Annotated in this window: 19 protein-coding genes and 1 tRNA gene; 6 read left to right on the forward strand and 14 right to left on the reverse strand. The window is 58.8% G+C overall.

Features of this window, described 5'->3' with window-relative positions:
• Positions 1-65 precede the first annotated feature (65 nt).
• Together EC9_RS01250 and EC9_RS26845 are read left to right on the forward strand one after the other, a co-directional pair.
• Entirely contained in the window at positions 66-323 is a 258-nt protein-coding gene (locus EC9_RS01250) for a winged helix-turn-helix transcriptional regulator (protein WP_246105903.1), read from the forward strand.
• A 1,487-nt stretch (positions 324-1,810) separates the two neighbouring features.
• Positions 1,811-2,506: a tyrosine-type recombinase/integrase gene (locus EC9_RS26845; RefSeq protein ID WP_246106110.1), complete on the forward strand. Its 696-nt coding sequence runs from the start codon at positions 1,811-1,813 to the stop codon at positions 2,504-2,506.
• Here the strand turns inward: EC9_RS26845 and EC9_RS01260 are convergent.
• Positions 2,460-2,533: transfer RNA gene (locus tag EC9_RS01260), tRNA-Val, on the reverse strand. The genes EC9_RS26845 and EC9_RS01260 overlap by 47 nt on opposite strands.
• Positions 2,534-2,879: 346 nt before the next feature.
• Between EC9_RS01260 and infC the strand changes: the two genes are divergently transcribed.
• Positions 2,880-3,395 (forward strand): translation initiation factor IF-3, encoded by a 516-nt coding sequence (infC, locus tag EC9_RS01265; RefSeq protein ID WP_231745884.1) that lies wholly within the window; start codon positions 2,880-2,882, stop codon positions 3,393-3,395.
• Positions 3,396-3,646: 251 nt separating this feature from the next.
• Here infC and EC9_RS01270 read toward each other — a convergent pair whose 3' ends face one another.
• From EC9_RS01270 to EC9_RS01280, 3 genes are read right to left on the reverse strand one after another with little or no spacing between them, the layout of a single operon-like run.
• Positions 3,647-4,732, reverse strand: coding sequence for a serine hydrolase domain-containing protein (locus tag EC9_RS01270; protein ID WP_145341700.1), 1,086 nt, complete (start codon positions 4,730-4,732; stop codon positions 3,647-3,649).
• Positions 4,732-4,998 carry a (2Fe-2S)-binding protein gene (locus EC9_RS01275; protein ID WP_145123781.1) on the reverse strand — a complete coding sequence of 89 codons (267 nt, stop codon included), beginning with the start codon at positions 4,996-4,998 and terminating at the stop codon, positions 4,732-4,734. The genes EC9_RS01270 and EC9_RS01275 overlap by 1 nt, the downstream gene beginning before the upstream one ends.
• 2 nt (positions 4,999-5,000) lie before the next feature.
• Entirely contained in the window at positions 5,001-6,194 is a 1,194-nt protein-coding gene (locus EC9_RS01280; RefSeq protein WP_145341702.1) for a M20/M25/M40 family metallo-hydrolase, read from the reverse strand.
• Between the two features lie 107 nt (positions 6,195-6,301).
• Between EC9_RS01280 and EC9_RS01285 the strand changes: the two genes are divergently transcribed.
• Positions 6,302-7,168 (forward strand): class I SAM-dependent methyltransferase, encoded by an 867-nt coding sequence (locus EC9_RS01285; RefSeq protein ID WP_145341704.1) that lies wholly within the window; start codon positions 6,302-6,304, stop codon positions 7,166-7,168.
• Here the strand turns inward: EC9_RS01285 and EC9_RS01290 are convergent.
• On the reverse strand, positions 7,148-8,203 hold the full coding sequence (locus EC9_RS01290) for a fatty acid desaturase family protein (protein WP_145341706.1): 1,056 nt from the start codon (positions 8,201-8,203) through the stop codon (positions 7,148-7,150). The genes EC9_RS01285 and EC9_RS01290 overlap by 21 nt on opposite strands.
• Positions 8,204-8,669: 466 nt before the next feature.
• On the opposite strand from EC9_RS01290, the gene EC9_RS01295 reads away from it, so the two are divergent.
• Positions 8,670-9,632: a DUF3500 domain-containing protein gene (locus EC9_RS01295; protein ID WP_145341708.1), complete on the forward strand. Its 963-nt coding sequence runs from the start codon at positions 8,670-8,672 to the stop codon at positions 9,630-9,632.
• Positions 9,633-9,719: 87 nt separating this feature from the next.
• On the opposite strand, the gene phoU is transcribed toward EC9_RS01295, so the two are convergent.
• From phoU to EC9_RS01340, 9 genes are all read right to left on the reverse strand, one after another.
• Positions 9,720-10,445 carry a phosphate signaling complex protein PhoU gene (phoU, locus tag EC9_RS01300; protein WP_246105904.1) on the reverse strand — a complete coding sequence of 242 codons (726 nt, stop codon included), beginning with the start codon at positions 10,443-10,445 and terminating at the stop codon, positions 9,720-9,722.
• A gap of 75 nt (positions 10,446-10,520) precedes the next feature.
• Positions 10,521-11,312, reverse strand: coding sequence for a phosphate ABC transporter ATP-binding protein PstB (gene pstB, locus EC9_RS01305; protein WP_218934503.1), 792 nt, complete (start codon positions 11,310-11,312; stop codon positions 10,521-10,523).
• Between the two features lie 104 nt (positions 11,313-11,416).
• Complete coding sequence (locus tag EC9_RS01310; protein WP_145341712.1) at positions 11,417-12,634, reverse strand: PstA family ABC transporter permease; 1,218 nt, start codon at positions 12,632-12,634, stop codon at positions 11,417-11,419.
• The gene (pstC, locus tag EC9_RS01315; protein ID WP_246105905.1) at positions 12,631-13,587 is read right to left on the reverse strand and encodes a phosphate ABC transporter permease subunit PstC; all 957 of its coding nucleotides are present in this window, start codon (positions 13,585-13,587) and stop codon (positions 12,631-12,633) included. Before pstC ends, EC9_RS01310 begins: the two co-directional genes overlap by 4 nt.
• Before the next feature lie 2 nt (positions 13,588-13,589).
• On the reverse strand, positions 13,590-14,675 hold the full coding sequence (locus tag EC9_RS01320; protein WP_145341714.1) for a PstS family phosphate ABC transporter substrate-binding protein: 1,086 nt from the start codon (positions 14,673-14,675) through the stop codon (positions 13,590-13,592).
• Positions 14,676-14,868: 193 nt separating this feature from the next.
• On the reverse strand, positions 14,869-16,146 hold the full coding sequence (locus EC9_RS01325) for an aminotransferase class I/II-fold pyridoxal phosphate-dependent enzyme (RefSeq protein ID WP_145341716.1): 1,278 nt from the start codon (positions 16,144-16,146) through the stop codon (positions 14,869-14,871).
• A 62-nt stretch (positions 16,147-16,208) separates the two neighbouring features.
• Complete coding sequence (locus EC9_RS01330) at positions 16,209-19,247, reverse strand: PVC-type heme-binding CxxCH protein (RefSeq protein WP_218934504.1); 3,039 nt, start codon at positions 19,245-19,247, stop codon at positions 16,209-16,211.
• Between the two features lie 434 nt (positions 19,248-19,681).
• Positions 19,682-20,386: an SDR family NAD(P)-dependent oxidoreductase gene (locus EC9_RS01335; protein ID WP_145102214.1), complete on the reverse strand. Its 705-nt coding sequence runs from the start codon at positions 20,384-20,386 to the stop codon at positions 19,682-19,684.
• A 117-nt stretch (positions 20,387-20,503) separates the two neighbouring features.
• The gene (locus tag EC9_RS01340; protein ID WP_145341720.1) at positions 20,504-22,570 is read right to left on the reverse strand and encodes a thioredoxin domain-containing protein; all 2,067 of its coding nucleotides are present in this window, start codon (positions 22,568-22,570) and stop codon (positions 20,504-20,506) included.
• A 350-nt stretch (positions 22,571-22,920) separates the two neighbouring features.
• Between EC9_RS01340 and EC9_RS01345 the strand changes: the two genes are divergently transcribed.
• The gene (locus EC9_RS01345; RefSeq protein ID WP_145341722.1) at positions 22,921-25,083 is read left to right on the forward strand and encodes a sodium:solute symporter family protein; all 2,163 of its coding nucleotides are present in this window, start codon (positions 22,921-22,923) and stop codon (positions 25,081-25,083) included.
• Positions 25,084-25,094: the final 11 nt, after the last annotated feature.

The raw sequence follows: 25,094 nt of genomic DNA on the forward strand, positions 1-25,094 counted from the left end.
AGACTGAGCCGAAGCGAAAGACGCGGGACCGTTTCGCTGTATTGAACTCGTTCGTCGATTGCACGATGCACAAACTGACGCGCCGCGAAATTGCGGTCTGGATGATTCTGTATCGAGACACCCGCAACGGCACCGCTCGCACGTCGCAGGGAAACATCGCACGGCGGGCGGGAATGTCGGTCAAGTCGGTGAAGATTGCGACGGGCAAGCTGATCGACGCGGGGTTGATTCGCGTCGTGTTCCAAGGCGGTTTGAATCGCGGGCCGTCACGTTTTCAAGTCGATCCACTGGGGAACCGTGGGTCCGTCACTGGGGAACCGTAGTTCCCTAGTGCTGGGGAACTACAGGGGCCACCACTGGGGAACTGTAGTTCCTATTTCCCATAAGGGAACATAAGCGGCAGTCCGCTTGATGGGCTGCGCCCGCGAACTGCCTTACAGAAAGTCAATCAGTCAGAACGCCGGTTGATCGTCAGCCTAGGAATCCGACCAATGAACACCGACACACCGCCGAAACTACTCGCCCAATTGCAAGCGGCTTGGGGATCGGTGCCGACGCCCGTAACGACATTTGCGACCGAGGCGAGGCAAACGATGCCCGCGACAATCCAAAGGGCGGAGCGTTCCGATACGGCGCGGATAGCGTTAGAGCGACCGACCCCGATTTGCCGATCACACTTACCACCATTTGAAGCGATAGAACAAACAACCCCGAAGCGACCCGGCTACATACGTTCGACGTGTTGCGTCTGCGGTCGGTTTTTGGGTTATCGCCCACACGAATAAACACTTAGAATTACTGTTGCCAAGGCTAGGTGCGGATTAATTACCCGCACTGAATGCCGGACACCCGATCCGGCCCGCCTTGGCACTTCGTGCACTCGGGACCAACGACGGGAGTTGATACGATGGCTTCAATCAAACGAAAGACGGTAACGCGAAAGCTACCGACGCACGCAACGCTCAATGAACGCCGACGCAAGGCAACCGCGAAAGAGCGCCGAGCAAGCCCCGATCAGACAACAATTCTTGAAACCGTCGCGACTTGGAAAGACAAGAGCGGCGACAAACAAACAGGCGTCGTCATCGAAGGCGATAACGGTATTCGACGTGTTCGGACCCAATCGAAAACCTACTACGCCAAGTACCGCGACGGCAACGGGATCGTTCAAGAGATCGCGACGGGATGCCGGGACAAACAGGCGGCAAAAACAAAGCTTGCCGAGTTGCTGAGCGTCGCTGATAAAGTTCGAGTCGGATCGCTAACCGAATCCGATGTTCAGGTGGGCCAGCACAACAAGCGACCGCTTGCCGATCACATTGCCGACTACATTGATGATCTGAAATCGCGGGGCGTTGCTTCGGATCGGATCAAGACCAGCGAAACGCGATTTGCGGCGGCTTGCGATGGCTGCGGGTTTCGATGGCTGCGCGACTTAAACGCGGTCGCGCTTCGCAAGTGGTTGCGGAGTCAATCAGAAATGTCGGCGGCAACTTACAACTGGCATTCGGCGTTGTGGGTTGCGTTCGGTTGGTGGTTGACCGGCAGGCGATTGGACGGCAAACGCCCGATGCAAACCGGTGAACGTCGGTTGGCATCGAATCCATTCGATGGTTTCGGCAAACGCGATGAAAAGAGCGACCGACGGAGGGTTGCGCGGGCGCTGACGTTGGACGAAATGCGGCGACTGCTCGACAACACTCAACGCAGGCCGCTAGATGATGCGTTGACCGTTCGACGCGGCAAGAACAAGGGGCAACGCATCGCTAAGGTTTCCGATGCACGACGGGCGAAATTAGAGCGGTTGGGGATGGAACGAGCGTTGATCTACAAGTCGCTAATCTTAACGGGACTACGGTCAAACGAGCTGCGAACGCTTCGTAAGAACGAACTATCGTTTGGCGATGTTCCATTCGTGGTTCTGAACTCATGCAATGAGAAGAATCGCAAGGGTTCAACGATACCGCTTCGGTCGGACCTTGCCGCCGAGCTGCGCCAGTGGTGCCAGGACAAGCAACCCGGCGATTTGGTGTTCGACGTTCCAACTGGCTTGCTTCGGATTCTTAACCGTGACTTGGAAGCGGCCGGAATCGAGAAGATCGACGAAAGCGATGGGCGGGTTCACTTGCACGCAATGCGACACTCGACAGGCACCCATTTATCAGCGGCGGGCGTGTCGCCACGAACCGCACAGGCAGTCATGCGTCATAGTCGGATCGAATTGACGATGAACACCTATACGGACGAACGCCTGTTGGAAACATCGGCAGCGGTTGAGCATTTGCCCGACCTCCCAATCACACCCGAAGCGAAATCTTGCGTTGCCCCAACGGTTGCCCCAGATGCGTACAAAACAGGGCAAGCTAGGTCAGGAACTGACAAGTTTGACGTTCGCAAGCGGAAGGGCCCAGGCAACGAAAAACCCCACAAAACATTGAATCTTGCGGGGTTTTTGAGAGTGGGCGATATTGGATTCGAACCAACGACCTCTACGATGTCAACGTAGCGCTCTAACCAACTGAGCTAATCGCCCTCGACGGGCATCCGATTAGGTGTTTCGGCTTGTCGACGGGCGACACTTAACCAAAACATTTATCGGCTGGTCCGGTAGTCTTGCTTCAAGATCGTTTCTCGTCAAGGGCGGGGAGAGGGATCAATGGGGGCGATAAGCCGTTAAATCTTATAAAATCGTTAAAAATGCTGTTGACTGGGCCCTTCCCGAGCACTGATACTTTTGAAAAGCTCTTGCTTCCACTGTTGTAACGATTCGGATGCTAAGGGTTTATGTTGGCTGTCGCGATGACGGCGAAGATGTTTTTTTCCCCATGGGCCGAATAAGGTTTGGCCGAGGTTTGTGAATGGCACTAGCAAGAAGAGGTATGCAACCGCAGGTCGAGCGTGATTCGACCCGGATCAATACCCAGATTCGTATTTCTCCGATCCGCGTTGTAGGTCCCGAAGGGGATCAATTGGGGGTAATTTCCACCGAAGACGCGCTATCGCGAGCCCGAGATGCCGGTCTCGATCTAGTTGAGGTCGCTCCCAACGAACGGCCGCCGGTTTGCCGAATCATGGATTACGGCAAGTACAAATACGACAAGAACAAAAAGAAAAACTCACACACTTCGCACCAGACGAAGACTAAAGAGATTCGTTTGCGGCCCAAAACAGGCCAGAACGACATCGACACCAAGATCCGTCAGGCCGAAAAATTCTTGGGGCACAAGGACAAGGTCCAAGTCTCCGTCCTCTTCCGTGGCCGTGAAAACGCTCACATCGACGAGGGCGAAAAGGTGATGGAACTGGTCCTGGAACAGCTGGCTGAAGTCGGCAAGGTCGAGTCGGCGCCGCAACGCAACGGTCGCCGAATCATCTGCATGTTGGCGCCTCGCTAAACGGTGCCAGCCCGATACCGGTGGCTCGTGTCACCGGTAATGCGTCTGCCCCCTCCAGGCTATCGGACTCTCTGCAGCGGCAGCCCGATAGCGGAGGAACGCCTCAAACGCTTGCCGGTTCGGAGCACAGCGTTTGCCTCCCGGCCAGCGTTTCGCATCGGCGGCATTCAGACGCGTCTGCAAAGCAAGACCAGACACGTTATCCACAAGACACTCGCGCCGCCGTGTCTGGGATTCTCGTCGACTGTCGCTTATTTCTGAGCGACCGCTTGCAGCAACTGGACTGCCAGGGTGTCGATCTTTTCGCTGGCGGTGTTCGATAGCACGACCACCGCGGCCCCCGCCCGACGATTGATCATCAGCATGCTGTGGTAGCCGCCGGTCTGGCCGTTGTGCCACCGCGTCGAACCGTCACCGGCGACGTGCCAGCCGAGTCCCATCACCGGTCCCTGGTCGCTATCGTCGCGATGGACCTGCCACGCGATTTCGATCGCCGGCCCAAGCTTGCTCGATTCTGGCTTCAGGTTCGCCGCTGCAAATCGCAGCATGTCGGCAAGACTGCTGCGGATCCCACCTGCCCCCGGCATGTCGGCAAAGTCCCAGTTGGCGGTCTCGGTGCCGTCGGCCAGATGTGGTTTCGCCAGCCGATCTCGCATCGAAGCTGTCAGTGCGACTCGCGTGTCAGCCATCCCCAGCGGTTCGGCGATCCGTTGCTGCAGCAACTGGTCGTAGGAGAGTTGGGCTCGATCGGCGACAACACTTCCCAACAAGGCAAAGCCGAGGTTGGAATATTCGTGAGCCGCGCCGGGCTCGCGTCGCAAACGGTGGGAGTTCAGAAATTCGTAAGCCAGCGTTGTCGTGTAATCGACGTAGGGATTGTCGGTCTGCAGGCTGGGCATGTTATCGGCCAGTCGCGGCAGGCCGGAGCGATGCGTGGCGAGGTCGACCAATTGAATCGGTCGCGTTTCGCCAGCGGGCATCGTGACACCCTCGGGCAACAGTTCTTGGGCGGCTTGGTCGAGTTGCAACTGCTTGCGAGCGACGGCATCAGCTAACAGCAAGCCGGTGAAGACTTTGGAGATCGACGCGATCTCGTAGATCGTGTCGTCATCGGGCACAGGGCCGCCGGTTCGAGTGTGCCCGAGATGCTGCGTCGTCGCCTGATCGCCTTTCAGGACACCAATCGAAAGCCCAACCGCTTGTTTGGATTCGATGTATGGCGTGGCCAGCCGCTGAATGATCGCGGCGACATCGTCGTCGGCTTGCGCCGGAGCCGCAACGACGGCTGACGCTAAGACCAACAGCATGACAATGCGAAACAGGTTTTGACCGATCATCAGGTGAGTCCTTTGTTCTTGCGATGCTGTTGGCGTCCCGAAGCGTAAGCGTCGGTATCGGGCAGGCCGTCGTCGGGTTGTTCGATCTGCTGGGCCGATTGCTCCAGCAACCGCTGCAGAAACGGACGGCACCAACCGCAACCGGTCCCCGCGCCAAAACACTCGCTCAACTGGCTCGCTTTGACAGGCTTGCGGATGCGGATGAAGTTCACGACCTTCCGTTTAGTGACGTGAAAACAGAGGCACAGTTCGTCGTCGAGTTCCATCGTTACACGCCACTCGTCGTGTCGCAGGCCAACGCGATCGCCACGCGGCAGGCGTCCAGATAGTCATCGATTTCGAGCGTTTCATTGGCGGTGTGAATGTTCCGTTGGCCACAGCCCAAAGTGACCGCGGGGATGCCATGCTTGTAGAGCCAGTTGGCATCAAGACCGCCCCCTGCCAATTCGGTGTAGGGCTTGCGGCCTAATTGTTCGACAGCCGCCGCCGCCATGCGAACGCTGGGAGCGTCGTCGTCGATGCGGAACGAGTCGTAATCCAGATGCGAGCTGAATTCGATCTGGCCGACCGAGCCATCGGCGGCGGTGACCTGCGTCGCAGCCCACTGGAAAGCCGATCGGATCTCGTCGACGATCCGCGTTCGCATCGCCGAATCGTGGCTGCGAGCCTCGACGCGAAGATTGACTTCGGGAGTGACGACGTTGGTCGCCTGGCCACCTTGGATCACGCCGACGTTGCTGGTGCCGTGGCCCTCGGGTTTCTCGATGCGGCCGTGCCAGCCGTCGTTATGCAGGCGAGCGATCGCGAGACTTGCGATGGCGATCGCGCTGATCCCTTGTTCGGGAGCGACTCCGGCGTGGCTGGGACGTCCGGTGATCTTGATCTCCATCCGCTCGCCGCCGGTCGCACCGACTGTCAACTTGTCGACGGTGCCGCCATCGAAGTTGAAGGCCAAGCCGACGTCGCCGATCTTGCCGACGTCGAGGTTTCGCGCCCCCTGCAGACCGACTTCTTCTTGGATCAACCAACCGAAGACCAGCGGCGGATGGTCGCCTTTCAGTTTGAGCGCTTCGAGCGCCGCGGTCAGGATCGCAGCGCAGCCGGCACGATCGTCGGCCCCTAAGCCAGTCGCCGGATCGGTCGAGACGATCTGGTCCCCTGCGCGAGCCGGTTGAGCGCCTTCGCAGATCGGCACGGTGTCCATGTGTGCGGTCAACAGACGCGCCGGCAGGTCCGACTTGCCGGGCAGATGGAAGATCAGGTTGCCGACTTCACCCGCCAGCCGAGTTCGCGTGTTGGCATCGTCGTAGCTGAACTGAGCGATCGCGGCGCCGGCGTCGGTCAGTTCGGCGATGATCGCTTCGGAGACCGCCGTCTCGCAGCCGCTGATGCCGGGGATCGCCATCAATCGGATCACGCGATCGACAGCTTGCTGGGTGTCCAATGGAATAGATCTCGACATGGGATTCGCTTCTCGGTGGTTACGGGGTGATCGGCTATCGTCTGCAAGCTTTATCGATACACTAGGTCAGGTCGGCACGCCATCCCTTGCCCTTGAATTATGAAGCCGTGAACGCATCCGAATCTCCCAACCCGCCCTACTTCGATGTTCTGTTAGACCGGATCGCGGCGGGCGATCGCGAAGCGGTGACCGCGTTTGGGCGGCACGTTCACTGGGGGCTTTGGGATTCCCCCGGTGCCGCTGACGGAAGTGCCGCTGATTATCTGCAGGCGGCAGAGCGAATGTGTCAGCGGATCTGCGACGCCGCCAAGATCCAACCGCCCGCCCGGATCGCCGATGTCGGTTGCGGTTTCGGCGGCACGATCGCGAGCCTGAACGAGCGATACCAGTCGCTGGCGATGACGGGGATCAACATCGATCCGCGGCAATTGCAGCGGGCTGCAGAACAGGTGGTCCCGGCGGCGGACAACCAGATCCAGTGGACTTGTGCCGACGCGGCGTCGCTGCCACTGGACGATGCAGCGTTTGATGCCGTGCTGGCTGTCGAGTGTATCTTTCACTTCGATCGGCCTCGCTTCTTTGCCGAAGCGTCGCGAATCCTGCGACCCGGCGGCGTGCTGAGCCTTTCCGATTTTGTCCCTCAGCCGCAGATGGCTGACTTCATGACGGGCGGCGCCGGTGCGATGAGCGAAGCGATCCGCTGGACCTACGGCGATGTCGACATGTCGTGCAGCCTCGATGGATACGAACAACTCGCCGCCGAAAACGGGATGCGGTTGTTGGCTTGCGAGGACGTGACCGAGCAGACTCTGCCAACCTACGACTTCTTATGCGAAGGAGCGCAGCGTTGGCACGACCGCCATCACGCCGAGCTGTTCCTGCAAGCGACGGGTTGGCTGCGCAAAGCGTCTCGCAAGAAATTGATCCGCTATCTGATCTTGAGCTTCGAGAAGCTAGGCGATCGGAGCTGCTGATTCGTCCGGCGGGTTGGGCGTCATCAGTTCGCGGATCACGCCGACGTAGGTCTTCGTGACGTGTGCGTGCTCGCAGAACTCATCGTCCTGCATCAGTTCGTCGTGCAATTTGGAGAGGTTGCATCCGGGGACCGACGGGAACAGATGATGTTCCAGGTGATAGTTGACGCCGTAGGGTGCGATCATGATCCGCTCGAAAAGGCTTGGCAGCACGGTCCGCGTGGCGTTCAGTTCGTGAGTCTGCCGCGTACCTAGATGCTCCGCCGTCGCGCGGACGCGGTTGATCAGATTCAGCAGCGTGATCCCAGAGAAGAGATAAAGCGCCATCAGCGAAAGCGCGATGCGTGGCGAAACTTTGATCGCCACGGCGAATCCGGAATAGACGACGATCATCGACGCCACATACAGCACGCGAGCTCGCATCGGGAACGCGGCGTCGACAGGCCGATACAAATGGTTCCACGGCGCCCAGTATTTGAAGAGGATCCAACTGCGGTGCGCGTTGATCCCCAGCAGGCTGCGGAGCATCGTGACAAAACATCCCCAACGGGTCTTGGGCCATTCAAACCATTCCTGTTCTTCGCGCTGAGCCGCGAGATCTTGATCCTCTTCGGTGTTGGCAAACCGATGGTGACGGAAGTGTGTCCGGCGATATAGCGTGGTGCTCATCCCGATCGGGAAAGCGATAAACAGATCGCTGACGACGTCGTTGACGCTGCGGTTTTTGTACAGCAGGTAATGGACTCCATCGTGCAGCATCACGCCCAACGCCTGCATCCGGCTGGCGACGACAAACGCCGCGACCAGGTAGACCGCCCAGTGGCCGCTGTAACCGGCGGCGAACATCGCGGCGATCATCAGCGACCAATGGAGCAATAGATAGCCGGTCGTTCGCCAACCGTTGACGTCCGATAGGGCTCGCACGCTTTCGATGTGCCGCGTTCGCGAGAAGCGGGGCAGCGGCAGTTCGCTCTCATCGGTCGCGGGCCGATTGCCATCGGCTGCATCGTTCAGGATCTGATCAACGGTTCTCATCGGCTCCGGTGGGGCGAGCCCCTGCAAATTGGAAGTCCTGTGTCGGAGATGGGGTGGGGAGTTGCTAGCTTCCCACCCTTTTAGTTTAGCTTGCTCGATCGATCGGCAATTGCAAGCGGCAAACAACGGTGCAGTTAAGTTTTTCAAGCTGGAACGCCATATGAAACGGTAACCCGAAGCGTAAGCGAGGAATTCCCGGTGCCATTCGCTTACGCGTCGGGTTGCCAATAATCCCTAATCTCGAGCCGCGATTTGCTCTGGCGGCAAACCGTCGAGGGGCTGGATTTATTCGCTGAGCCCTCTCTCGGTCGCCCAAGCCGAGAGAGGTGACGCGCCCCCGCATTTGCGAATTTGTGTCGGCCGTGGTACCGAAAGGCCGAAAAATGATGCAACCGGCGAGAAACACCCGTAAAATGGATTCTCCGCCTTCCCGCCCCAATCCATCCACTCAGGAGTTCGCAGTCGCATGACCAGGCAACCCAACGCCATCGATCGTCGCTCGTTTGTTCGAATCGCTAGCGCCGCCACCGTTGCGGTCCCCTTGGCTGGCTCGATCGCTCGGTTTGCTCACGGTGCCCCGGCGGCGCGTCAGCCTGCTGAAAGCGCCGTCGGCGAACTCTACGCTTCACTGTCCGAGGCGCAGCGCGGCGAGATCTGCTTCGACTTCAATCACTCCAAGCGAAGCGAGATCAGCGCCAACTGGCACGTCACCAAACACAAGATCGGCGACACTTTCTACAGCGACAAGCAACGCGATCTGATCGACCGCGTGATCCGCGGCGTGACTAGCGAAGATGGCTACGAAAGGTTCCAGCGACAGATGACCTCCGACCACCAAGGGGTCCACAATTATGCGATCGCGATTTTTGGCGATCCATCGACCGATCAGTTTCAGTGGGAACTGACAGGTCGCCACCTGACGATGCGAGCCGACGGGAACAGCGTCCCCGGCGCTGCCTTTGGCGGACCGTTGGTCTACGGCCACGGTGTCGGCAACCCGAAACGCAGTCTATTCGGATACCAGACAGCTGTCGCCAACGAGGTTTTCAAGTCGCTGGATGCCGACCAAGCCAAGGCGGCTCTGCTGGAAGGCTTCCCCGGTGAGTGGGAGGTCGAGCTGCAGGGGAGCGAAGGGAAATTCGAAGGTGTTGCTGTCGCGGATCTCTCCGGCGAACAAAAGCAGCTTGTCGAGCAGACACTGCGAACGATCATCGCTCCCTACCGTGAGACCGACGTCGAAGAAGCGATGTCGATCCTGAACACCAACGGTGGCGTCGATCAGTTGCGAATGGCCTTCTATCAAGACGAGGACCTATTAAACGACAAGGTCTGGGATCTGTGGCGAATCGAAGGCCCGAACTTGGTTTGCCATTTCCGCGGCGCACCTCATGTTCACGCCTACATCAACATCGGCGTCAAGAAGGCTTAAGCGATCGACGGGGAACGAAGCCGCTCGGCAAGAGCGGCTTCGCCCGGCAGGCGTTTTACCTGGCAGGCGCTCTAGCCGGCAGACGTTCTAACTGCCGCTGTCAGGGCGCGGCGTGCTGCGGCCGTGCTCTTCCGGCTTGTGGCGAATGATCTCTCCCTCGACCAGGAAGACAACATCTTCGGAGATATTTTCGGCGAGGTCGGCGATCCGTTCCAGATGGCGGGCGGCGCTGAAGCAGTGCAGGGCCGGTTCGACCGAATCGGGATCGCGTTTCATGATCTCGCGCAGTTCCTGGATCAGGCTGCGATTCAATTCGTCGACTCGCTCGTCGGAACGCATCACACTGAAAGCCAGCGAAGTGTTGGTTTCGACGAACGAATCAAGCGCTCGGCTGACCATCGTCGTCGCTTCGCTGACCATTGTTTCGAAGTCGTCGGGGATCGGGAACAGCGGGAAATGTGTCAACGCCTTCGCTCGTTCGGCGATATTGCAAGCCAGATCGGCCATCCGCTCCAGGTCGCTGTTGACCTTGATCACCGTCGTGGTCCAGCGCAAGTCGCTGGCGACCGGTTGGTGCAGGGCCAGCAGATTCAGGCAGTCATCTTCGATCGCCACCTCGCGCTGGTCGACGATCTCGTCGGACTTGATCACTTCGTCGGCCAAGTTGATGTCGCGTTGGTACAGCGATCGAACCGATTTATTGATCATCTGTTCGACGATCCCAAACAGCGACAGCAGGTCGGATTGCAGGCGATCGAGACTGCGTTGCAGGTGCCGAGATCGGCGGAGCTCATTCTTCAGTTCGTCCGACACGTTATTAACCTTAGGTTGGCAAGAGGATCGATAGCGTCAGGAATTGCGTGAGCCGACAGCGATATGGCGTCGGGCTTATCCAAATTTGCCGCTGACGTAGTCTTCGGTCTGTTTGTTCGATGGTTTGGTGAAGACCTGCGTCGTCGACCCCAATTCGATCAGCTTGCCCTCGAAGAAGAAGGCTGTCTGGTCGCTGCACCGCGAGGCTTGCTGCATGTTGTGGGTCACGATCACGATCGTGTATTGTTCGCGCAGTTCGTAGATCAGATCTTCGATCGCCAGCGTGCTCGCCGGATCCAGCGCCGAACAGGGCTCATCCATCAACAGCACTTCGGGGCCCGTCGCGATCGCTCGAGCAATGCACAGCCGTTGTTGCTGGCCGCCGGACAAACCGAAGGCGGGCCCATTGAGCCGATCTTTGACTTCGTTCCAAACGGCGGCTTTGCGGAGCGCCCATTCGACAAGTTCTTCGAGTTCGCTGCGAGAGATCCGCATGTGCAACCGCGGCCCGAAGGCGACGTTTTCAAAGATCGTCTTGGGGAATGGATTGGGCTTCTGGAACACGATCCCAATCCGCCGGCGAAGGTCGACGACATCGGTGCGATCCGACAGCAGATCCAGGTCGCCCATCTGCAGCGATCCGCTGGCGCGAGCGATCGCAACGGTGTCGTTCATGCGATTGATCCATCGCAAAAACGTACTCTTGCCGCAACCGCTGGGGCCGATGAACGCAGTCACTCGATTTCGGGGGATCTGCAGCGAGAGATCGTGCAACGCCTGAAAATCGCCGTACCAGGCGTTGAAGTTATGGGTGCTGATCGCGGCTTCGGCGCTTTCGTCAGGCGACTGGTTTGCGTCATTGGCCATCGCAGGTGTCACTCGATTGGTTTTAATTGCGGCTTCAGACATTAAAAATGCAGTGTAGGTTGGGGCCCTGTTCGTCGACTGTTCGCAACGATCGCCGATCGTGATCAACGCGACGCGAACTTCTTTTCTGCCCAGTAGCGAAGCAAGATAGCGATCGAATTCATCGTCAACAGCAGGCACAGCAGGACGATAATCGCCGTCGCCGAAAGCTCCCAGAATCCAGGGTTATCGTCGCGGGCCCAATTATAAATTGTGATCGGCATCGCGGCGGCATTGTCCATCAAATTTTCGGGTGCATTTCGCTTGCCGACCACGCCCCCCATCACCGCCAGCAGCGGCGCAGCTTCCCCCACAGCGCGGCTCATCGCCAATATCGCCCCGGTCATGATTCCCGGAATCGAAGCGGGCAACACAATCGTGCGGACCATCTGCCAACGGGTGCACCCCAGCCCAAGGCCGGCGTCGCGCATCGTATCGGGAACCGCGCGGATCGATTCCTGCGAGGAGATGATAACGATCGGCAGCACGACCAGCGCTAGCGTAAGACCAGCCGACAGGACGCTCTTGTGGAACGGCAGTCGCAGGTAATGCCAAGGGTGTTTGGCAAAGATGCTGGCTTTGGATCCGCGGTAAACAGTCTGTCCCAATACCGTCGGGTCGGTTGGTTTAGTTGCCCCGCGATCGATCACGTTGAGTGTGAAATCACCGCCGTCGGGATAACGCGCAGCGATCGGTTCTTCGATCTTCAGCACGCGAAGTGTTTTGTCGGTGACGGGAATCCAGACGAACGTCTTGGCGGCAGTTCGCACCTGGTAATAACGCTGTGCACCAAACTCCAAGTCGGCCGCCTTGTTGGCTTCGTAGGTTCCAAACAGGCCAAACATGTAGACAAACGCGGTTAGCCCAAGGATGCCGTAGACGATCGATGGCACGCCGGCGAGGTTGGTGATGTTCAATTGCACCAGGTTGTGCAGGACCGCCAGGGCCTTGTTGCGCGGCTTGAACTCTTCTAAGAAGATCGCCGTGCCGATCCCGATCGGCAGCGCCGCGGCGCCACAGATCAAACAGATCACGATCGATCCGATGATCGCTGGCCAGAGCCCCGAGCCGTCGGGGTTGTCGTCGCGATGGACGCCCGTCAGGAAGTCCCAGGAGAGTTGGTCGACACCGCGAACGAAGACCGTCGTCAACAAGACGATCAGGATCACGACAGCCTGAACGGCGACCAACATGCAAACGACGCGAAAGATGGCACTGATCGTGTGCCGGTTCTTGGCGCGTCGTGGGTCGACCGCGGGAACTTGGTAATCGCCTTGGCTCATTCGTAGGCCTCACGGTATCGGCGGCGGACGAACTGACCAATCAATGTCGTGATGAACGTCAACAAGAAGAGGGTCAGGGCGACGGCGTAGATCGAATAGTAAGCGATCGTGCCGGGGATCACGTCTTCGCTCTGGAAGACCTCGACGATAAATCCGGTCATCGTTTGCGAGGGACCACGAGGGTCCACCGTAAACGTGGGAATCGAACCGGCGGCGAGAGCGACGATCATCGTTTCGCCGATCGCGCGGGCAAAGGCCAACAGGAAAGCGGACACGATTCCCGACATCGCCGCGGGGATCACCACCTTCACGACGCTATCGAATCGCGTGCCGCCAAGCCCATAAGCTGCCTCGCGAAGACCGCGGGGGACGGCTTGCAGAGCGTCTTCGGCTAGCGAGCTGACCAGCGGCAAGCAGAGGATGCCGACAGCGATCCCCGCCGCCATGGCGTTGTAGGGCTTGAAGCCGAGCGGTTCGAGCAGCGACGGCGTGATCACGACGACGGCAAAATATCCCAACACGACGGTTGGCATACCGGCCAATATTTCAAGCACCGGTTTCAGGATCGCGCGGACCCAACGCGGTGCGTATTCACTTAAATAGACAGCCGTTGTCAGCCCCAACGGGATCGCGATCGCCATCGCGATCAACGTGATCCGAAGAGTCCCCAGCAACAGCGGCCAGATTCCATATTTGTAATCGGCTTCGTTTTTCGACCGGCCGATCGTCCATTCGGTCCCCAGCAGGAAATCGCCGAGGTCGATCCGCGAAAAGAATCCAAACGATTCGGTTAGCAAAATCGTGACGATGCCGACGGTGGTTGCGATCGAAAGCGTAGCGCACAGAGTCAGCAGAGAGACGACAAACGTTTGGTTTCGCTTGCTCGTTGCACTGGGCCGCATGCGTCGCTTCCGCAACGCACTGGGCAGTTCGACGGGTGTTCCACTCGACACAATTACTTTTTCAAATTCTCAGGCTTAAAGACGTTGATAATCGAACCCTCGCGTTTTTCACCTTCAGCCGTCAGGTAATGGGTTCCTGCAACGCGGTTTTCTATGTTCTGCGTGGCGGCAGTATAGACGCTTTCGGGAAGCGGTACATAGTTCGCAGCGGCGACAATTTCGCGAATGTTCGTCATGTACGATTCAACGAAGGTTTCCACCTCGACCTTGTCCAACGATTCGGCGTTCAAGTAGATGAACAGCGGACGGCTGAAAGGGGCATACTCCCCCGATTCGATAGTTTCCGCTGTCGGCAAAACAGCATCCCCGGTTGGGTTGACGATTGGCACCGCCTGCAGGTCGTTCTTGTTGCGTTCGTAATACGAATAACCGAAGTAGCCGATCGCAAATTCATCGCCAGCGACGCCGCGAACCAGGATGTTGTCGTCTTCGTTTAAGTTGATCTGATTGTCATCGCGAAGCGAACCCTCTTTGCCGATCACAACTTCGCTGAAATAGTCGTACGTGCCGGAACCTGTTCCTGGCGAGAAGATCGAGATCTTCTTGTCGGGCCATTGTGGGTCGATCTCTTTCCAAGTCTTGGCCGCATCCCCCGAGCGGAAAATCTTCTTCAGCTGGTCGACGGTCAGCGATTTGACAAACGTGTTTTTAGGATGCACGGCGATCGTCAAACCATCGTACGCGACGGGAACTTCGATGAATTCCAGGCCGCTTTCTTTGCAACCGTCGAGTTCCTTCTGCTTGATCGGACGCGACGCGTCTTGAATGTCGGTCTCCTTCTTGACGAACGACTTGAATCCGTTGCTGGTCCCTTCCCCAGTGATCGAGATCGTAACGTCGGGGTGTTGTTCGTTGAAGCGTTCTTTGGCTTGCGTGGAGATCGGCGAGACAGTGCTCGATCCCTCGACGGCGATCTTGCCGGTCAACTGCGAAACGGCCGCGACGGGCTCGCCATCGGAAACGTCGGGACCACCTGTGCCGGAGTCCCCGCCCGACTTACTGGAACCGCATCCCGCCAGAGACAGGAAGCCAATGCACAACATTGTCGGGATGATCGTTCTGCCAAATGTCTGTTTCATCGTTTGTTCTTTCAGCTTTCTGGGAGGTTGTGGAGGTGACGTTTTTCAGGTTTTCGTCGAGGCAAATCGCATTGAACTTTACACCCTTCGCCCCCTGGAAAGCACCCGTCGCTGCGCTAATTTTGCATGAAGGGGAGCCGCCGTTAGTGGTGGCGCCCACGCCATTAGGGCTGCGGCGGGGCCGGCGACCTCGTTATGTCGTCGCTCCCGATTCCAGAGCGCTCTGCTTGTCCAAGCATCGCGAGATCTGGCGAACCGCCTGACGCAATCGCTGCTCGTTTTCGACGAGCGACATCCGCAGATACCCTTCGCCCGCGGGGCCAAATCCGCTGCCCGGGCTGACGGCAACGTCCCCCTTCTCCAGCAGCATCATGGCGAAATCCATCGTGCTCATATGACGCCACTGTTCGGGAACCTTCGCCCAAACGAACATCCCCGCCTTGGGTGGGTCGATCTCCCATCCGATCCGGCGCAGGCCATCGACCAACGCGTCGCGGCGGCTTTGATAGACGAGCGCCTGCTCGGCTACTGCGTCCTCGGTGTCGCGCATCGCCACGATCGCGGCGATCTGCACCGCTTGGAACATGCCGTAATCGTAGTAGCCTTTGATCGTTCCCAGGGCGCGGATCATGTCGGCGTTGCCGGCACAGAAGCCGACTCGCCAGCCAGCCATGTTGTAACCCTTGCTCATCGTCGTGAACTCGACGCCAACATCCTTGGCTCCGGGAGCGGACAGGAAGCTGGGCGGTTGGTAGCCGTCGAAGCCGATGTCGGCGTAGGCAAAGTCGTGGATCACCATGAAGCCGTACTTCTTGGCCAGACGCACCACCTCAACGAAGAAATCGGGCTCGATCGTCGCCGCCGACGGATTGTGCGGGTAGTTGATGATCAACAACTTCGGCCGCGGCGTGAAGGTCTGGCAGGTGTATTCGACGTTGCGAAGAAATTTCTCGGGGTCGAAGACGTCCAGCGTGACGACGTTTCCCGACGCCAGGATGACCGCGTACATGTGGATCGGGAAATAGGGTGACGGGATGATTGCGGTGTCGCCAGGCCCCATTAGAGCCAGGCACATGTGCGAAAATCCCTCCTTGCTTCCCAGGCAAGCGATGACTTCGTGATCGGCTTCCAGTTGCACATCGTATTTACGTTCGTACTTATTGCAGACCTCGCGGCGGAGATTCAGCAAACCGTTCGATTTGCTGTAGCCGTGGTTGCGTTCATCGTGAGCCGCTTCGGTCAGTTTCTCGACGACGTCGGTCTGCGGCGGATCGGAGGGATTGCCCATCCCCATATCGATCACGTCGCTACCGTCGCGACGCTTTTGATAAAGCATCGCGTTGATCCGCCCAAACATGTACGGCGGCAGCCGATCGACCCGATTGGCAACACGAATTTGAAACGGCTCGGGTTGCGGATCTTCGGTCGATTGGTCGATTGCAGGTCCGTCGAGATTGATCTGATCGCTCATGGGCGTGGGTTCCAAATGTAGAGGAAAGTCGCGCCCATTCTCTCAAGATGTTTCCCGTTTCGCTAGGGCTGGCTCGTCTTTACAAACGAAATCACATCGGCCAAGTCCTGGCGTTTGAGATCGGTTTCCAGTCCCTCGGGCATCAACGACACGCCCGTCGCTTGCATCAGGTCGATGTTGCTGCGAAGGATCACGTCCTCTTTCCCTTCAGCCCGTTTGAGCGTGATGCTGCTGGACGATTCCGCCCCGATCATCCCGGTGATCACGCGACCGTCGATCGTTTGCACGATGTAGGTGTTGAAGTTCGGTTGCGCTTCGCGGTTGGGATCGAGGATCGCGATCAGCAGATCGGCTGTCGATTTGTTTTTCACCGATTCCAGGCTCGGAGCAACTTGGTGCCCCAGCTTGCCAACCTGGTGGCAGACCGCACATTTCTGCTTGAAGATCGCCAGCCCACGGGTCGCATCGCCTTCGAGATTCAGCACGTCCTGATACTGGTCGACAACCTTGGCTCGGTCGCTGTTGACCGCTCCGGCGAACAGTGCTTTGCCGCGTGCTTGCAGTTGCTTGTTCGGATGCGCCATCACCAATTGCTTCGTCTCCGCAGGCAGTTCGCCCGGCTTGATCGCCTTGGCTTCCACACTGTCCAGCAATTTTCCGAGCCACGCTGGCTTGTCCGACAGCGCGACTAGAACCGCTTGGCGGATCTGTGGGCTGTGTCCACGCCAGCCTTCCAGCATCTCGCTGGCCAGCAGGTCGGAATTCAATTGAGCCATCGATTGAACAGCCGCCAGTTGCAGGCTCTGCGGGTACTGCGGATCGAGCATCGCCGGCAGAGTTTCCGTCGCGGTTTCCAGATCGGCAAAGGCGAGCAACTGGACCGCAGTGGTGCGGTCGGCCATCGATTCATCTTCGTCGGTCGCGCGATCGTTTGCTTGTTGCATCATCGCGGCAAACGCTTGCACACGAGCATCGTCAGCCGATGCGGTTGGGATCAGCTTGGCAAACGAGCTGCCGCGTCGCTTCAGCCCTTCGCCCAGCGAAGCCATCACGGTTCGCTGGACCGACGCGGGAACGCCTGGCTTGGAGCATTCGCCGATCAAGTTCAGCGTGCCATCGGCCTCGGGAGTTGCACCGACGATCAGGGCCAGTTGCGAGATGATCGAAGCGGCCTGCTTCTGTTTTGCAAAGTCGGCGTCGCTGATCAGCGAGGCGGCCAATTGGTCGGCGGTGCCGCCGACCGACGACATCAACGCCGCGACGACCTCAGCCGAATTGTTTGGGTTGCGAGCCAAGCGGGCCAAGCCGTCGATCGCTTTAGGATCTTTCGATTCGCCCAGCGAGAAGGCCAGCTGGAAACGGACGTGATCGTTGGTGTCGTCGCACAGCGACAGCAGGTCGTTCAGAACCGCAGGCGATGTCGCCAGCATCGGTTCGGACAATCGAATCGCATGCGCTCGCACGCGTCCTTCGGAATCTTTCAGCCCGCCGCGAACGTCGGCTTCGGTCAAAGAATCGAGTCCGGCCAAGCAGTACATTGCGTGCAGACGAGCCAGTGGCTTGTCCGATGTTTTCAGCAGTTCTCGCAATTGCGGAACCAGCGTTTTGTCTTGGCGTTCCCAGATCAAACGCTGCGCCGTTTCGCGGTTCCAGCTGTTGTCGGAGGCCAATTGTTGAACCAGTTCGGCTGGCGGCAGGTCGCCGATTTTGACAACCGGATTGCGTTTCATATCGGGGCTGACCAAACGATAGATCCGGCCGCGATCATTGCCGCTGGTCAGATGCAAAAACTGCTTGATCTCCTGTGGGATCGAATACGGATGCTCGATCGTTTCGCGGTACATGTCCAGCACGTACAGGCTGCCATCGGGAGCGTTGACGAAGTTCACCGGACGGAACCAGTTGTCCGACGACGCCAGGATTTCAACTCCTTCATCGGCACGCTTGGCACGGTAGACAACCGACGACGTGTCGACCGTCTTGCGGTGAACCAGGTTGCCGCCGACATCGCCGACAAAGGCGTTACCGCGATATCGTTCGGGGTAGGCGTTGCCGCGATAGATGGTGATGCCGGTTGCCGAGGTGAAATATCCGATCGGGTGTTCGGTGGGAACGGCATTCTTTGGCTTCGACGGATCCAGCGGAATGAACTCCCACTCGCCGTCTTCTTTGACAACCAGCTTGTAGCCCTTGTCGGCAGCTCGCCATTTCTGGCGAATGATTCGCCATGGTTCGGGCGGACTGCGGCGGAAGACGCGGGCGCTCGCTCCATCTTGGGCGATGCTGCGGATCATCCCCGAGGCGACAAAATAAGGATTCCGTTCTAGGTAATCGCGTGGATAGACAACTTGTTGGATGTGGTTGCTGTTGCTGCAGACGAACCGTGTACCCCAGTCGTCGATACTGTGGCCAAACTGCGAACCGCCGGTGACCGGTTCAAATTTTTCGGTCTTCGGATTCAGCCGCAGATCGGCACCGCTGATCGGAAACAATGGTTCGCCGCGATGCGTCAACGACATCGGATTGCGACCGGCCGCAAAATAGATTTGATTGTCCAGGTCCCACTTCAATCCGTTGGTGACCGCTTGCACGTTGCCGCGGCCAAACCCGGCCAAGATCTCTTCGCGCACATCGGCTTTGCCGTCACCGTCGGTGTCTTTTAGATACAGCAGGTATTTAGGGGCCAGAACGAAGATGCCGCCGTTGTAGCAGCACAGCGATGTCGGCCAACTGAGCCCATCGGCAAAGACGACACTCTTGTCCATCGCGCCGTCGCCATCGGTATCCTCCAACATCCGGATGATCCCGGCGTCGACCAATCCGCCTCCTTCAGGGTTCAGTTTGGTCGGCTCCTGCGAGAACGGATAACCGTGCATTTCGGCGACAAACATCCGCCCGTATTCATCGAAGCAGGCATCGACGGGGTCGCCCACCATCGGTTCGGACGCAACCATCTCCAGCTTGAAGTCGTCAGCAAGTCGGAATCCCGCCAACGCGTCAGCCGGTTCGGTGTGAGGGATCCGCGGCATGTCGGCCTTTGTGACCTTGCGTGTTTCCGCGATATCGTCGGCACAGGCGAGCGGAGAAAGGGGGAGCAGCAAGCTTGCGAGACAAGCAGAGCGCAGGGCGCGGCGTGAAAAACGCATTCTGGAGACATCCAAAAGGTGGGAGAGTGTCGAATGAACTTTAGGCGAGGAGCACTGCGAGAGTGCTGCAGCCATTGTAGCAACGGGTGCAGCAAGGGGTAACTTTTTGTAGCCCTCGATCGACAAAAAACGCCCGCACGACTCCATCGATCCGCTCAGCCAGCTAGGCCACCAGCAGTTCATTCTTACATAACTAAGCGACTTAATCGTCAACTCCCTTCCCGTACCGTTGGCCTTGTGGACGATACGGTCACGTAATCGATTCCCCTCCCGATTTCCACCGACCGGCAATTTTGCCACGGCACAAAATTTGAGCCGCCCGCCCCCATCGAGTGCCGGGTGCCACTGGCTCGCCAGTGCTTTTTTAAGCCGAAACACCGAGGGGCGTGCTATTTACGTAGCGACGATAGCCCGCCGTCGACTCCTAGAACTTGGCCGGTGATCCAGCTGCTGGCGTCGGAGAGCAAGAATTCGGCTGCCGCAGCGATGTCGTCGACTTCGCCGTGGCGGCCTAGAGGATACATGGCCGCCATCGCCTGACGTTTCTCGTCGGTGGCCAGCAGACGTTCGCTCAGTTGAGTTGCGGTCAGGGCCGGGGCGATGCAGTTGACGCGAACCTTGGGGGCGAGTTCCGCAGCCCAGGTGCGAGTTAAACCTTCGATCGCTCCTTTGGCTGCCGCCACGGAGGTGTGCATGGCGAGTCCCTGTTGAACGGCGACGGTGCTGAACAGGACGACGCTGGCGGAAGCTCCCGATTTCAGTCCGGCCAAGCAGGCTTGCATGCACCTAACGGCGCCGACCACGTTGAGCTCAAAATCATCTCGCAGCGTCTGTTCGGTGACCGATCGCAGCGGTCCCAGGTTGATCGATCCCGGGCAGTAGGCCAAAGCGTCGATGGAATCGGGCAGCTCATCCGCCGTCGGCCCCCGCTGCGTCACGTCGAGCGGAACGTGCCGAACGCCGGGCAGATCGGCCAGTTCGCCGATGCCACGCGAAAGCACCGTCACCTTGGCTCCTCTTTCCACGCAGCGGCGGACGATCCCTGCGCCGATCCCATGACTGCCACCAACGATGACGAAATTTTTGTCTTGCATCTTTCGACCAGTCCAAGAAGGGTGCCGCGTCTGTGCCTTGCGCAAGCGATGGTGTCTCGCACCGCCAACAATTGACTGTAGGCAGCGGGTTGGGACTGGCAAGTCGTTTCGCTCTTATTAGTTCTTGGAGCCCAACGCGTCGAGAATCGCTGCGGTGCCGGTGGCCGGTTCCTTGCAGGTGAAGCTTTCACCTTGGTAGAGCGTCGGACCGCCATCGACTGCGGTTTTGCCACGGAACAGATTTTCGATGGTCAGGTCGCGGCTCGGTTCGCTTCCGATGGCGACTTCCGCGGCCAAGACGGCTCGCGGGCGATAGGCCTGGAAGTAGGCCGATTTCAGCTTCGTCAGCGATTCCGCCGACGGGTCGACTAACACAAACTGCTGCGTCGGGTTCAGGCAGATATCCAACGCTATCAGCAATCGGCTGGCCGCCATCGCTTGTTCGGTCATCACGGTCACGGCCGATCGCAGCGTCAGATTCGCCGCCGCTTCAAAGCGTTCGTTGCCGGTCAGACGCGCCAAGCGGATCAACGCATATGCCGCTTCGCCATTGCCGCTGGGAACGCTGCTGTCGTGATAGTCTTTGGTCCGCAGGATCAGCGATTCGTGATCGTCCGCGGTATAGAAGAAGCCGCCGGCGGTGGTGTCGCTGAAATGGTCGAGCATCTGGTCGGCCAATTCGCTGGCGCGGGCGAGCCACTTGCTGTCGCCATCGGCTTCGAACAGCGAAACCAGCGCCGTGATCAGCGTCGCGTAATCATCGACGTACGCATCGAGATGCGACGTGCCTTGCCGATAGGCGTGCAGCAGTCGCCCTTGGTCGGTCCGCATCTGAGTCCAGATGAACTCGGCCGCTCCCTGAGCGACCTCCAGCATCCGCGCGTCTCCCAGCACGCCGCTGGCCAGCGCCAACGCGTCGATCGCAAGCGCGTTCCAGCTGACAAGCACCTTATCGTCGCGGCCTGGTCGGACGCGCGACTCGCGAACCTCCAGCAGCCGCTGGCGATCTTCGGCCAGCTTGCTGCGGAGCGTTTCGTAATCGAGCCCCTGGCTGCTGGCGATCAATTCCAGCGGACGCCGCAGGTTGAGGATGTTTTTGCCTTCGAAATTTCCCTCTTGAGTGATGTCGTAGATTTGGCAGAACCGCTCGCCTCGGGCTTCGCCCAAAACCTTCACGACCTCGTCGGGTGTCCAGACATAATATTTGCCTTCCTCTCCCTCGCTGTCGGCATCTTCGGTGCAGTGGATCGCGCCGCAGGGATCCAACATGTCGCGGATCAGGTATTCGAGCGACTCGCGAGCGACTTGAGCAAACCGCTGGTTGCCGGTCGCTTGATAGCCACGTAGATAGATGCCGGCCAGCAGCGCGTTGTCGTAGAGCATCTTTTCAAAGTGCGGGACCAACCATCGCTCATCGACGCTGTACCGCGCGAATCCGCCGCCCAGATGATCGTAGATCCCGCCATCGGCCATCTTCGAAAGCGTGACGGTGACGATGTTCAGCCAGCGATCCTCGCCGGTCGCATGCCAGTGACGCAGCATCAGTTCCAGATCCATCGGATGCGGGAATTTGGGCCGCGATCCGAAGCCGCCGTTTTGAGCGTCGAAGGTTTCCGCTTTCGCTTTGCACGCCGCCGCGATCCAGCGGGAAAACAGTTCGGGCTTGCCATCGGGCTGCGGCTGCAGCGACTCTTGCAAGTGATTCGTCATCTGATCGGCTTGGCACAAAACATCGGACTGCTTGTTTTCCCAAGCGTCGGCGACTGCGTTGACGATCGTATCGAAGCCGGGCATGCCCGATCGACTGGTCGGCGGGAAATAGGTTCCGCCGTAGAACGGTTTCCCCTCGGGAGTCAGGAACATGCTCATCGGCCAGCCACCTTGGCCGGTCATCGCTTGGACCGCGTGCATGTAGATCTGATCGATGTCGGGCCGTTCCTCGCGATCAACTTTGATGCAGACGAAGCGATCGTTCAACAGTTCGGCGATCCGTGGCTGTTCAAAGCTCTCGTGCTCCATCACGTGGCACCAATGGCACGCCGCATATCCGATCGACAGGAAGATCGGCTTGTGTTCGTCTTTGGCCCGCTGCAGCGCTTCCTCACCCCACGGATACCAATCGACGGGATTGTCTTGATGCTGCAACAGATAAGGACTGTTGGATTGAGCGAGTCGATTGGTCATGGCAGCAGGCTTTCTTGAGAGGGCAGAGTTCGGCGTTGGGGAGGTGAGGCGGATCGGACCCCGTCCATTAACTCAAGTCTTCAGCAAGTCGGCTCGACTGGCAAGTCCCCGCGAAAAGGAGACACAGTGTTTTTGCTGCGACGAATCGGCGGCAACGCGATCGCATCCGGATCGGCTATGAGAACCCGATGCGATCGCGCGGCGGATGGTGCCCTAGATTGAAACCGAAATTTGCCCTGGTCTCCGCGAAGTGAACGCCTGCACTCGCGTGATCGGTACGCTATACTCGTCCCCCAAGTGTCCCGCCTCTTCTCACAGCAAACATCTTCCCGCCTGTACGAGTTCGCCGCATGACTGTTATCGATATCATTGTTTTGATCGTCTACTTTGGCACCATGATCGGCATCGGCTTGTGGGCCATGCGACGTGTCAAAGGGCAAGAAGATTATTTCATGGGGGGCCGCGGGTTTGGCAAATTGCTGCAAACCTTCGCCGCCTTTGGTGCCGGAACCGGAGCTCATGAACCGGTGCAAGTCGGCCGGACCGGTTGGACCAGCGGCCTGTCGGGCGTTTGGTCGGCGCTGATGTGGTTGTTCGTGACGCCGATCTATTGGTTCACCGCCGTCTGGTATCGCCGGATGCGGCACCTGACCCTCGGCGATTGGTTTGTCGAACGCTACAACTCCAAAGCCCTCGGCGCCGCGTACACGCTGTTCGCGATCGTCTTCTATATGTTCTACCTGTCGACGATGCTCTCGGCGATCGCCAAGTTTTCGGTGCCGTTGATGGGTGTCGAGACGCTGTGGGGATACGAACTGAAGTACATTCTGATCCCGACGATCGCGGCGATCGTGATCGTCTACGGCGTGTTGGGCGGATTGACCGCCGCCTATTGGACCGATCTGATTCAAGGCATCTTCATCATCCTGTTGTCGATCCTGTTGATCCCCTTTGGCCTGCTGGCACTAGTGAAACAGTTCGGCGATCCGGCGACGATGGGGATCATGGACGGATTTACGATCCTGCATCAACGCGTTGCCGCCGATAATTTCAGTCTGTTCGCCGGCCCGAGTGCTGGTGAGTTCCCGCCGCAGTACATCTTCGCGTTGACATTGCTCGCCCTGGTCGGGATCGTTGTCCAGCCGCACTTCATCGCGACCGGTGGTGGTTCGGCGAAGAGCGAAGATGAGGCTCGGATCGGTCTGGTCGTCGGTAACTTGCTGAAACGCTTGTGCACCGCCGGTTGGGCGTTGACGGCGTTGATCGCCTTGGCGCTGCTGGCAGGCAATGCGGAGATCGCCGCCGATCCGGATCGGGTCTGGGGCGTCGCGGCTCGCGAGATCCTGGGGCCGCTGAACCTTGGGCTGGTCGGACTGATGCTGGCCTGCTTGTTGGCAGCGATGATGAGTTCCGCTGACGCGTACATGATCGTCACCTCGGGCCTTGTCGTCCGCAACGTTTACGCGGCGTATATCGAACCCGACGCAACCGAAGCGAAATGTGTCGGCGTCGCTCGGATGACTGGCTTGATCATCATCGTGGGAGCGTCGATCGTGGCGATCTACTTCTCGAACGTCTTTGGTCAGTTCAAGATGGCGATCGAGCTGCCGCTGCTGTTTGCCGCTCCGTTCTGGATCGGAATGGTCTGGCGAAGAGCGAACCGAACGGCGGTTTGGATGACGATCAGTTTTGTCGCTGTCGTCTTCTTCATCCTGCCGATCGCCCTGCCGATCGTGAACCCTGCGATGCGCGAAGATCCTTCGCTGACAACGACAACTCAGATCGTGACCACAACCCGCGTTCGCGAAGCCACGCCGGTTGACGTCGCCAAACATGAAGCTTGGGAGACAGCGGTCGCTCAAGCCGAAGAGCGTCACGCAGACGATCCCGAGCGATTGGCCGCGGTTCTGAAATCGATCGGTGCAGCGCCACCCAAAGCGGTGATCGGCGAACCGATCACGCTAGTCAACAAGACCGGCGGCGCATCGATCTTCTGGACCGAAGGGGTCGTGCCGATCGGCGATTCGGAACTGGAAACCGTCTCCGAAACCGAAGTCGACGGCGTCAAGACGCTCGTGCAAAAACAGACCGGAGCGATGCAGGGGAAGGGCAACTTCAACATCGATTTCATGCTCTACCATCTGCTGGGGATCGACCTTGGCAGCGTTTCCAAAGCGACCCTCGCCTCGCTGCGTCTGCCGCCGCGAGTCGTGATGCCGTTTGTGTTCCTGATCGTCGTCAGCTACCTGACCCCGCGCGATGACAAAGAGAAGTTGGACCGCTATTACGCCAAGATGAAAACCGAGGTCGATCCCGATCCGGAGAAGGATCGAGCGAAGCTGGAAGCATCGTACGCCGACCCGACACGGTTCGACGATCGTCGGTTGGTGCCTGGCGGCGACATCGAGATCATGCGTCCCGGCCGCAAAGACATCGGCGGGTTCGTGCTCTCGATCGCGGTTTGCGCCGCGATCATCGGCCTGTTGGTCTGGGTAGCCCAAATCGGCTCCTAAGCCAACCGCCG

This window comes from Rosistilla ulvae (assembly GCF_007741475.1).
GTDB lineage: Bacteria > Planctomycetota > Planctomycetia > Pirellulales > Pirellulaceae > Rosistilla > Rosistilla ulvae.

Excerpts from the sequence above, each read along its gene's own strand:
- EC9_RS01250 (WP_246105903.1), top strand. The coding sequence starts at position 66 with ATGCACAAACTGACGCGCCGCGAAATTGCGGTCTGGATGATTCTGTAT.
- EC9_RS26845 (WP_246106110.1), top strand. The coding sequence starts at position 1,811 with ATGGAACGAGCGTTGATCTACAAGTCGCTAATCTTAACGGGACTACGG.
- infC (WP_231745884.1), top strand. The coding sequence starts at position 2,880 with ATGCAACCGCAGGTCGAGCGTGATTCGACCCGGATCAATACCCAGATT.
- EC9_RS01270 (WP_145341700.1), bottom strand. The coding sequence starts at position 4,732 with ATGATCGGTCAAAACCTGTTTCGCATTGTCATGCTGTTGGTCTTAGCG.
- EC9_RS01275 (WP_145123781.1), bottom strand. The coding sequence starts at position 4,998 with ATGGAACTCGACGACGAACTGTGCCTCTGTTTTCACGTCACTAAACGG.
- EC9_RS01280 (WP_145341702.1), bottom strand. The coding sequence starts at position 6,194 with ATGTCGAGATCTATTCCATTGGACACCCAGCAAGCTGTCGATCGCGTG.
- EC9_RS01290 (WP_145341706.1), bottom strand. The coding sequence starts at position 8,203 with ATGAGAACCGTTGATCAGATCCTGAACGATGCAGCCGATGGCAATCGG.
- EC9_RS01295 (WP_145341708.1), top strand. The coding sequence starts at position 8,670 with ATGACCAGGCAACCCAACGCCATCGATCGTCGCTCGTTTGTTCGAATC.
- pstB (WP_218934503.1), bottom strand. The coding sequence starts at position 11,312 with ATGGCCAATGACGCAAACCAGTCGCCTGACGAAAGCGCCGAAGCCGCG.
- EC9_RS01310 (WP_145341712.1), bottom strand. The coding sequence starts at position 12,634 with ATGAGCCAAGGCGATTACCAAGTTCCCGCGGTCGACCCACGACGCGCC.
- EC9_RS01320 (WP_145341714.1), bottom strand. The coding sequence starts at position 14,675 with ATGAAACAGACATTTGGCAGAACGATCATCCCGACAATGTTGTGCATT.
- EC9_RS01325 (WP_145341716.1), bottom strand. The coding sequence starts at position 16,146 with ATGAGCGATCAGATCAATCTCGACGGACCTGCAATCGACCAATCGACC.
- EC9_RS01335 (WP_145102214.1), bottom strand. The coding sequence starts at position 20,386 with ATGCAAGACAAAAATTTCGTCATCGTTGGTGGCAGTCATGGGATCGGC.
- EC9_RS01340 (WP_145341720.1), bottom strand. The coding sequence starts at position 22,570 with ATGACCAATCGACTCGCTCAATCCAACAGTCCTTATCTGTTGCAGCAT.
- EC9_RS01345 (WP_145341722.1), top strand. The coding sequence starts at position 22,921 with ATGACTGTTATCGATATCATTGTTTTGATCGTCTACTTTGGCACCATG.